This window comes from Luteibacter sp. 22Crub2.1, assembly GCF_900167995.1.
GTDB classification, from domain to species: Bacteria; Pseudomonadota; Gammaproteobacteria; order Xanthomonadales; family Rhodanobacteraceae; genus Luteibacter; species Luteibacter mycovicinus.
This window is the reverse complement of record NZ_FUYT01000023.1, coordinates 48,124-57,583: the sequence shown is the minus strand read 5'-3', so window position 1 is coordinate 57,583 and position 9,460 is coordinate 48,124. Positions and strand designations below refer to the sequence as shown.

Annotated in this window: 9 protein-coding genes; 3 read left to right on the top strand and 6 right to left on the bottom strand. The window is 65.1% G+C overall.

Going from position 1 to position 9,460, the window contains the following annotated elements:
* A partial coding sequence (locus B5X73_RS19480; RefSeq protein WP_079522970.1) for a transposase occupies nucleotides 1-280 on the bottom strand: 280 nt, incomplete at its 3' end.
* Nucleotides 281-442: 162 nt separating this feature from the next.
* Nucleotides 443-2,140 carry an AMP-binding protein gene (locus tag B5X73_RS19475; protein ID WP_079522964.1) on the bottom strand — a complete coding sequence of 566 codons (1,698 nt, stop codon included), beginning with the start codon at nucleotides 2,138-2,140 and terminating at the stop codon, nucleotides 443-445.
* Nucleotides 2,141-2,262: 122 nt separating this feature from the next.
* On the opposite strand from B5X73_RS19475, the gene B5X73_RS19470 reads away from it, so the two are divergent.
* Nucleotides 2,263-2,697: a hypothetical protein gene (locus tag B5X73_RS19470; RefSeq protein ID WP_079522963.1), complete on the top strand. Its 435-nt coding sequence runs from the start codon at nucleotides 2,263-2,265 to the stop codon at nucleotides 2,695-2,697.
* Nucleotides 2,698-2,776: 79 nt separating this feature from the next.
* Here the strand turns inward: B5X73_RS19470 and acnA are convergent, their stop codons facing one another.
* Nucleotides 2,777-5,524, bottom strand: coding sequence for an aconitate hydratase AcnA (acnA, locus tag B5X73_RS19465; protein WP_079522962.1), 2,748 nt, complete (start codon nucleotides 5,522-5,524; stop codon nucleotides 2,777-2,779).
* Between the two features lie 230 nt (nucleotides 5,525-5,754).
* On the opposite strand from acnA, the gene B5X73_RS19460 reads away from it, so the two are divergent.
* Entirely contained in the window at nucleotides 5,755-6,684 is a 930-nt protein-coding gene (locus B5X73_RS19460; protein WP_079522969.1) for a LysR family transcriptional regulator, read from the top strand.
* A 3-nt stretch (nucleotides 6,685-6,687) separates the two neighbouring features.
* Here B5X73_RS19460 and hflD read toward each other — a convergent pair whose 3' ends face one another.
* The 3 genes from hflD to B5X73_RS19445 all read right to left on the bottom strand — a co-directional run bounded on the left by hflD (nucleotide 6,688) and on the right by B5X73_RS19445 (nucleotide 8,976).
* Nucleotides 6,688-7,314, bottom strand: a complete 627-nt coding sequence (hflD, locus tag B5X73_RS19455; protein WP_079522961.1) for a high frequency lysogenization protein HflD — start codon at nucleotides 7,312-7,314, stop codon at nucleotides 6,688-6,690.
* Between the two features lie 82 nt (nucleotides 7,315-7,396).
* Nucleotides 7,397-8,491 (bottom strand): tRNA 2-thiouridine(34) synthase MnmA, encoded by a 1,095-nt coding sequence (gene mnmA / locus B5X73_RS19450; protein WP_079522960.1) that lies wholly within the window; start codon nucleotides 8,489-8,491, stop codon nucleotides 7,397-7,399.
* The gene (locus tag B5X73_RS19445; RefSeq protein WP_079522968.1) at nucleotides 8,488-8,976 is read right to left on the bottom strand and encodes an NUDIX hydrolase; all 489 of its coding nucleotides are present in this window, start codon (nucleotides 8,974-8,976) and stop codon (nucleotides 8,488-8,490) included. Before B5X73_RS19445 ends, mnmA begins: the two co-directional genes overlap by 4 nt.
* Nucleotides 8,977-9,099: 123 nt before the next feature.
* On the opposite strand from B5X73_RS19445, the gene clpS reads away from it, so the two are divergent.
* A complete protein-coding gene (gene clpS / locus B5X73_RS19440; RefSeq protein ID WP_079522959.1) occupies nucleotides 9,100-9,432 on the top strand; it encodes an ATP-dependent Clp protease adapter ClpS in 333 nt (110 codons plus the stop codon).
* Nucleotides 9,433-9,460 lie beyond the last annotated feature (28 nt).

Below are 9,460 nucleotides of genomic sequence, written 5' to 3'. Positions count from 1 at the left end.
AGGGCAACTGTTTTTTTAGGACGTCACGCTCCTGTGCCAACACCGCACGAGCGTCTTCAGAGGCTTTCAGCTGTCCCTGAAGCTGCGCGATGAGGCGTCGCTGCTCCACCGGATCGTCCGGTATCGCCGCTTGCCGTTCGCGCCATTCCTCCCCCCATCGCCTCAGGGCTGTCGGCCCCAGACCCATCATCTGAGCGGCTTGAGGCGGGGTATATCCCACCTCGACCACCAGTCGTATTGCCTCGGCTTTGACCGCTGCCGGAATTTTTCTATGAGCCATGATTCACCTCGCAGGAGATTTTGCTCCTACTTGGTGGTCCTGAAAAACCCGGCCACTACAGCCCCGCGCGCGACATGTTTCAAGGCGGTGGCCGGGAGCTGGCGCGTAACCTTGCCAGGCAGCGCCGGAACGCGTCGCGCGCAGGGCGCGCTCCTACACTTTTCAGGCTTTCGCGGCAGCGCGTTTCTTTCGGTCCTCGTCGCGCAACTCGCGACGGAGGATCTTGCCGACATTCGTCTTCGGCAGGCTGTCGCGGAACTCGATCTGCTTGGGACGCTTGTAACCGGTGAGGTTCTCGCGGCAGTACTCGCTGAGGGCTGCTTCGGTCAGTGAGGGGTCCTTGCGGACGACGAAGAGCTTCACCACTTCGCCCGAGTGCTCGTCGTCGATACCGACGGCGGCCACTTCGTTCACGCCGGGGTGGCGCGCGACGATGTCTTCGATCTCGTTCGGATACACGTTGAAACCGGAGACCAGGATCATGTCCTTCTTGCGATCGACGATGTAGACGTAGCCGTTCTCGTCCATCTTCGCGATGTCGCCGGTGCGCAGCCAGCCGTTGGCGTCGAGCACCTTTGCGGTTTCGTCGGGACGGTTCCAGTAGCCCTTCATCACCTGCGGGCCCTTGATGCAGAGTTCGCCCACTTCGCCGAAGCCGAGCACGTCACCGTCATCGGACCAGATCTGCACGTAGGTGGACGAGATGGGCAGGCCGATCGAGCCGTTGTATTCCTTCAGGTCCAGCGGGTTGATGCAGGCGGCCGGCGACGTCTCGGTGAGACCGTAGGCTTCCGCCAGCGTCACGCCCGTCGTCTTCTTCCAGCGCTCCGCCACCGCGCGCTGCACGGCCATGCCGCCGCCGAGCGAGAGATGCAGTGCCGAGAAGTCGAGGTCGGCGAAGCCCGGCGTGTTGAGCAGGCCGTTGAAGAGCGTGTTCACGCCGGTGATGGCGGTGAAGCGCTCTTTCGAGAGCTCCTCGACGAAGCCCTTCATGTCGCGTGGGTTGGTGATCAGCAGGTTCATCGCGCCCATGCGCGTAAAGACCAGGCCGTTCGCCGTCAACGAAAAGATGTGATACAGCGGCAGCGCGGTGACGATGACTTCTTCGCCGGCCTTGGCCGAGCCGCTGATCCAGGCATCCGCCTGCAGCATGTTCGCCACCATGTTGCGGTGGGTGAGCATCGCGCCCTTGGCCACGCCGGTGGTGCCGCCGGTGTACTGCAGAAAGGCGATGTCGTCGTGACCGACTTCCACGGGCGGCAGAGCGTGCGACTTGCCGCGCTCGAGCGCGTCCTTGAAGCGGATGCTCGACGGCAACTTGTACGCAGGCACTTCCTTGCGGATGTGCTTGACGACGAAGTTGATGATGTTGCCCTTGGGAAAACCGATCAGGTCGCCGACGCCGGTGGTGATGACGTGATGCACCTTGGTGCCGTCAAGGGCCTGCTGCACCGTCGCCGCGAAGTTGTCGAGGACGACCAGCGCCTTCGCGCCCGAGTCTTCCAGTTGGTGATGGAGTTCGCGCGCCGTGTAGAGCGGATTGGTGTTCACTACCGTCAGGCCGAGGCGCAGTGCTCCGAACAGCACGATGGGGTACTGCAGGAGGTTGGGCAGCATGATCGCGATGCGATCGCCCTTGACCAGACCGAGTTCGCCGGAAAGGTAGCCGGCAAACGCGGTAGAGAGTTCGTCGATCTGCCCGTAGGTCAGAACCTTGCCGAAGTTTTTGTAGGCGGGACGGTCACGAAATTTCTTAAAGGATTCTTCGAAGACGGCCGCCACGGAGCGGTAGGCGTTGACGTCGATATCGGCGGGGATGCCGGCCGGGTAGTGGGCAAGCCAGGGACGTTCAATGCTCATGAATCGGACGCGCTCCGTAAAATGACTGTCGCACGGCACACGTCCCGTACGATGCGGCATTGGAGCATACGCGTGCGTATAGCGGCAAGCCGCAACGCAGCGTGAAATCAACCGGAGAAACCATGAGATTGCCGTCGATCCTCGCCTTCGTTTTCACCCTTGTCATCGCGCTGGCCGGGTGTCATGGCACCCCGGATGACGAGCGGATTCGTGAGGCCATCGCGACGACGGCGGCGGGAGCCGAAGCGGGCAAGGCGTCCGACACGGTCGCCGCGCTTAGCGATGACTTCGACGGTAACGCCGGACAATTCGACAAGCGGGCGTTGTCGAACATGGTTCGCCTGTTCGCATTGCGCGGGCAGGGCATCCACGTGCTGATGGGGCCGGTGACGGTCGAGCCGCGTGGCGAGCGGAGCGTGGCGAGGTTCACCGTGACGCTTACCGCCGGTAGCGGCGTGTTGCCGGATAACGCGGGGGCGTATGACGTCGAGACGGGATGGCGTAAGGACGGTGGGGAGTGGCGCTGTTTTACGGCTAGCTGGAAGCGGGCGTTGTAGATGAGATCGCCAGCGGGGCTGGCTCCTGCAAGAGCGGCGCGATGCCTGCTCTGGCAGGAGCCAGCCTCCTGGCGGTGCTTTAAGCGGCCTTGGCCAGCTGACGCAGCACGTACTGCAGGATGCCGCCGTGGCGGAAGAACTCGCGCTCCTTCGGGGTCAGCAGCAGCACCTTCACGGTGAACTCCTTGACGGAACCGTCCGGACGCACGGCCTTGACCGTCGCCGTCTTCGACTCACCGCCATTCAGGCCGGTGATGTCGAACACTTCGTCGCCCTTCAGACCGAGCGTCTGCGCGTTCTCGCCGTCCTGGAACTGGCAGGGCAGCACGCCCATGCCGACCAGGTTGGAGCGGTGGATACGCTCGAAGCTCTCGGTGATCACCGCCTTGACGCCCAGCAGCAGCGTGCCCTTGGCCGCCCAGTCACGCGACGAGCCGGTGCCGTATTCCTTGCCGGCGAGCACGACCAGCGGCGTACCGTCGGCCTTGTACTTCATGGCGGCGTCGTAGATCGCCATTTCTTCGCCGGTCGGGATGTACCGGGTGAAGCCACCCTCGACGCCGTCGAGCATGAGGTTCTTGATGCGGATGTTGGCGAAGGTGCCGCGCACCATCACGTCGTCGTTGCCGCGACGCGAACCGTAGGAGTTGAAGTCCTTCGGCTCGACGCCACGCGAGATCAGGAAACGGCCCGCCGGGCTGTCCTTCTTGATCGAGCCGGCCGGCGAGATGTGGTCGGTGGTGATCGAGTCGCCGAAGATGCCCATGGCGCGCGCGCCGTGAATGTCTTCGATGGTGCCGGCTTCGGCGGACATGCCGTCGAAGTAAGGCGGGTTCTTGATGTAGGTGGAGTCATCCCACGCGTAGGTCTGGCCATCCGGCGAGGCGATCTGGTTCCAGCGGCTGTCGCCCTTGAAGACGTCGGCGTAGCTGTCCTTGAACATCTGCGGATTGATGGCGCCCGCGATGGCGTCGGAGATTTCCTGGTTGCTCGGCCAGATGTCCTTGAGGTACACGGGCTGACCGTCGCTGCCGTTGGCGATGGGATCCCTGGTCAGGTCGATGTTGAGCGTGCCGGCGAGGGCGTACGCGACCACCAGCGGCGGCGACGCCAGGTAGTTCATCTTGACTTCGGGATGCACGCGGCCTTCGAAGTTGCGGTTGCCCGACAGCACGGACGCCACGGCGAGGTCACCCTCGGCGATGCCCTTGCTGATCTCGGCCGGCAGCGGACCGGAGTTGCCGATGCAGGTGGTGCAGCCGTAGCCGACCACGTAGAAATTGACCTTTTCCAGCTCTTCGAGCAGACCGGTCTTCTTCAGGTATTCGGTGACGACGAGCGAGCCCGGGCCGAGCGAGGGCTTCACCCACGGCTTGGAGGTCAGGCCGCGCGCGGCCGCCTTCTTCGCCACGAGGCCGGCGGCCAGCATGACGGCCGGGTTGGACGTGTTGGTGCACGAGGTGATCGCGGCGATCACGACGGAGCCGTCGTTGATGCGGAACGACTTGCCGTCCTTCTCGACCAGCACGCCGCCGTCTTCGCCGACGTTGTTGGCTTCGTTGCCGACCGCGGTGCCGCCGCCTTCATTGCTGAAGCTGGCTTCGCCGTGGCTCTTCGGCTTGCGGTTGGCTGTGAGCGGGCCGACCACGTCGAGGAAGCTCTGCTGCACGCCTTCGAGCAGTACGCGGTCCTGCGGACGCTTCGGGCCGGCCATCGACGGACGCACGTCGGCCAGGTCGAGTTCGAGCACGGTGGTGAACTCGGCTTCCGGCGTGTTGGCGTCGTGCCAGAGGTTCTGGGCCTTGGCATAGGTCTCGACCAGCGCGATCTGCGCCTCGTCGCGGCCCGACAGGCGCATGTAGTTCAGAGCTTCCTGGTCGATCGGGAAGATGCCGCAGGTCGCGCCGTATTCCGGCGCCATGTTGGCGATGGTCGCGCGGTCGGCCAGCGGCAGGTTCTGCAGGCCGCTGCCGAAGAACTCGACGAACTTGCCGACGACGCCGAGCTTGCGGAGCATCTGGGTCACGGTCAGGACGAGGTCGGTGGCGGTGACGCCTTCCGGCAGCTTGCCCTTCAGGCGGAAACCGACGACCTGCGGGATCAGCATGGACGACGGCTGGCCGAGCATGGCGGCTTCGGCTTCGATACCGCCCACGCCCCAGCCCAGAACGCCGATGCCGTTGATCATCGTGGTGTGCGAATCGGTACCGAAGACGGTATCCGGATAGGCGAACGACTCGCCGTCGACTTCATTGGTGAAGACGACGCGGGCGAGGTTCTCCAGGTTGACCTGGTGGACGATGCCCGTGCGCGGCGGCACGACCTTGAAGTTGTTGAAGGCCTTCTGGCCCCAGCGCAGGAACGAGTAACGCTCCTGGTTGCGCTCGAATTCGATGGCGACGTTCTCTTCCAGCGCGCTTTCCGAACCGAACGCGTCGACCTGCACCGAATGGTCGATGACCAGTTCGGCCGGCGCCAGCGGGTTGATCTTGTTCGGGTCGCCGCCGAGCTTGGCGACGGCGTCACGCATGGCGGCCAGATCGACCACGCAGGGCACGCCGGTGAAGTCCTGCAGCACCACGCGGGCGGGCATGAAGGAGATCTCGGTGTCCGGCTCGGCCTTGGCGTCCCATTTGGCCACGGCCTCGATTTCCTTCGAGGTGACGTTCACGCCGTCTTCCTGGCGGAGCAGGTTTTCCAGCAGGATCTTCATGGAGTACGGCAGGCGCTTGATGTCGTGCTGCGCGCCGAACTTGGCGAGGCTGGCGATCGTGTGGCGCTTGCCGTTGACTTCGATGCTGTCTCGTACCGAGAACGAATCTTTCATGCTGTACTCCTGGCGTGACGTTCTTTAGCTGGGGAGGCCTGGAGAAACCCCGCAGGGGTTCCGCCAAAGCGTCGATTATCGCGCAGTCCGCGGCCCCTGTGCGACCGCCACGAGTCTGGCGTCGGGCTAGAATGGCGGGCTTCGGGGCAGGGCCGGGCGATGATTCGGCGGCGAAAGGATGGAGCGGTAAGCGGATGGGCGCAAACGTATTTGATGGCACGCAGCGTTCGATGATTTCGATGGCCCTGTCGTCGGTGTCGCTGCGCGACCTCGCGCTGGTCCAGGCGGTGGCGCGCGAAGGCAGCTTCACCAGCGCCGCGCGGGCCATGTACATCAGCCCGTCGGGGCTCTCGCATCAGGTACAGAAGGTCGAGCAGGCCCTCGGCGTCCCCTTGTTCGAGCGCGGCGGCCGGCGGGTCGTTCCGACCGTCGGCGGCCAGCGCCTGCTGGGTTATATCGAGGCCGTGCTGGGTTCGGCCGAACACCTGGAGCACGCCGCGCGTGCCGGGGATGTGGCGTTTGGCGGCGAATTGCGCCTCGGCGTGCCGTCCACCCTGGGACCCTACCTGCTGCCGCATTTCATCGAGCCGTTCCCCCAGCGTTTTCCGGGCGCGCGGCTGACGATCTCCGAGGGCAAGCCACGCGGGCTGCTGCGCCGTCTTCACGAAGGCGAGCTCGATGCCGTGCTGGCGCCGCCGAGCACGACCGCCACCGGACTCGAATCCGCAGCGCTGTTCTTCGAACCGTACGAGCTGATGCTGAACGCGTCGCATCCGCTGGCCGGGCGGCCCTCCGTGGCGCTCACCGAGCTGGATGCCGCCGATGCCACCCTGATGGCCGAGAGCCACGGCAACGGCGTGTCGGACCTGGGCATGGCCGGCGCGGCGCGGCCGGAGCGGATTCAGGACCTGAGCCTGGAAAGCCTGGCGTCGCTGGTGGCGATGCGTGGTGGCTACACGCTGGTGCCGATTCTTGCGCACGAGCGGCTGGGGTCGATCCGCAACGTGGTGCTGGCGCAGGTGGAAGGGGCACGACCGGGCCGTCATATCGCGCTTTACTGGCGGAGTGCCACGCCGTGGCGTGAGGATCTGGACCGGTTCGGGGATTTGTTGCGGGAGCTGGCCGGGTCGATTCCGGGCCTGGATGCGGCCGCTTCGTAGACCTTAACCCCCGTCGTCCAGCGTGGAGCCCGTCAGCAACCCCCTCGCCAGCATCGCGCACTGCTTACGATAGATCAGCAGGTGCCACTGCCGCCCGCCGATCTGGTGGTACAGCACCGCCGACCGCACAGCCGCCAGCAACGACGCCCGCACGCGATCCACGTTCGCCTTCTGCTGAAGGTGCGTCGGATTGCCGGTCACCATGACGCGCGGCTTGAGCGTCGACAGCGTGGTCGAATAGACCTCCGCCAGCCGCGCCGCGACATTCGGGTGCTCGATCCCGAAATGCTCCACCTGCCGCTGCGTGGCGACGATGCCCTCGCGCACGCGATCGAGCAGACCGCGATGGCGCGACAGAGAGCGCTCCAGCCGCAGCACGGTGATCGCCATCCGCATCACCGCGATATCGCGGGTCTCGTCCTCGAACTGTGCCACGAGGGTGCGCAGGCCACGGCGGACGCCGCTGACGCCGCCATAGACGGACGCGACGGAATCCGCGTCGATACGGAACACGCTACCCACGCTCGCCTCGAATGCGGCATCTTCGCAACGGCCTTCGGTAGCCAGTTGCTGGGCCAGTGAGGCACCCTGGAAAACCCCCGCGAGGGCGAGGACGCGTTCTTCGTTCATGGGTAAAACCTGGAAAAAATGAGAGGGGATCGCGCGCAAGGCGCGCTCCTACAGCGTAGAGGGGGCGTGTAGAGACGCCGGGTCATGCCAGGCCGCCGTAGGTGGCGTCCGTGGCGGCGATCACCGCGCCGCCGAGGCAGGCCTCGCCGTCGTAGAGCACCACGGACTGACCGGGGGTGACGGCGCGCTGGGGCTCGTCGAACGACACATATAAGGTGTCGCCACGGATCTCGACGGCGCAGGCCTGGTCGGCCTGCCGGTAGCGCGTCTTCGCCGTGCAGCGGAAGGCGGGAGCGGGCGGCTCGCCTGCCACCCACGTCAGATCGGTGGCCGTGAGCCGGGTGGACTGCAGCCAGCGGTTCTCGCCGCCCTGGGCGACGATCAGCGTGTTGGTCGCGACGTCCTTGCCGACCACGTACCAGGGCTCGTTGGGCGCGTCGGCGCGGCCGCCGATGCCGAGGCCATTGCGCTGGCCCAGCGTGTAATACATCACGCCCTGATGCTCACCGATGACGCGCCCGTCGGGATCGACCATCGGACCCGGCCTGGCCGGCAGGTAGGCGGACAGGAAGGCGCGGAAGTCGCGCTCGCCGATGAAGCAGATGCCGGTGGAGTCTTTCTTCGCATGCGTGGGCAGCGCGGCTTCGCGTGCCATCTCGCGCACCAGCGGCTTCTCGATCTCGCCGACCGGGAACAGCGTGGCGGCGAGCTGCTTCTGCCCAAGCGCGTGCAGGAAGTAGCTCTGGTCCTTGGCGGCATCCACCGCGCGGAGCAACCGGTAGCGCCCTTCGTGAAAATCCACGCGCGCGTAGTGGCCCGTCGCGATCTTCTCCGCGCCGAGGGCCTGCGCGTGCTCGAGGAAGGTCTTGAACTTGATCTCGCGATTGCACAGCACGTCGGGGTTGGGCGTGCGGCCCGCCGCGTACTCGGCGAGGAAGTAGGCAAAGACGCCGTCCCAGTACTCGCCGGCGAAATTTCTTGCGTGAAACGGAATGCCCAGCCGGCCGCAGACGGCCACGGCATCCTTGCGGTCGTCGTCGGTGGTGCAGGGGCCGGAGCGGTCGTCCTCCTCCCAGTTCTGCATGAACATGCCTTCGACCTCGTGTCCGGCCTGCTGGAGCAGGAGGGCCGCCACCGACGAGTCCACGCCGCCGGAAACACCAAGGATCACCTTCACGCGGAGGGCTCGGGCAGGCGGCTGGTGACGGCGTCCAGCGGAAGGCGGCGTCCGTCCAGCCAGGCGTCGATCGTCTCGAGCACGAGCGGGCTGCGCAGGCGCGAGCCCAGCGCCGCGATCTCGTCGCGTCGCAGCCAGATCGCCCTGCGAATCCCCTCATCCAGGGGGCGATGCTCATCGTATGAGGTGACATGACCCGCAAAACCGAAACGCAGCACTTGTTCGCCGTGCTCCGGGCTGGCCCACTGCCAGACGCCGAGGAAAGCGTCGAGCGCGATGGTGTGGCCGGTTTCTTCCAGGGTTTCGCGGATCGCCGCGGCCTGCAGGCTCTCGCCCGGATCCAGATGACCGGCTGGCTGGTTATAAGCGACTTCGCCGAAGACATCCTCTTCGACGATCAGGTAGCGATCGCCGCGCGCGACGACGCACGCCACCGTGGCACGGGGGCGCCAGACGTTTTCAGGCTGGTTGGAAGTCGGCGGCATCGGCTGAAGGTCGGGTGGGCTCTGGAAAAAGGCATATTGTGCCATCACCTGTGGAAATCGAGCCGGAGGACGACGGAATTCCGGTGTATATAATCGAATCGCGTACCGACAGGTTGTCAATTAATGTCCCAGGAACACGAACACGATCAGGAAAGCGATCGCGGCCACGGGCTGGCGATCGAGAGCGTTCGTCCGGAAACGGCAAAACCGCCGCTCTTCCAGGTGGTTTTGCTGAATGACGATTTCACCCCCATGGATTTCGTGATCGAGGTTTTACGTACGTTTTTCGGCATGGATCAGGAGCGGGCGGTCCAGGTGATGCTCCACGTGCATACGCGAGGGAAGGGCGTGTGCGGCGTGTTCACTCGAGAGGTGGCAGAAACCAAGGTGACTCAGGTCAACGAGTACTCACGGTCGAATCAGCACCCGCTCTTGTGCACTATGGAAAAAATGTAGGCGCTCCCCCATCTGGTGTTCATGCGGC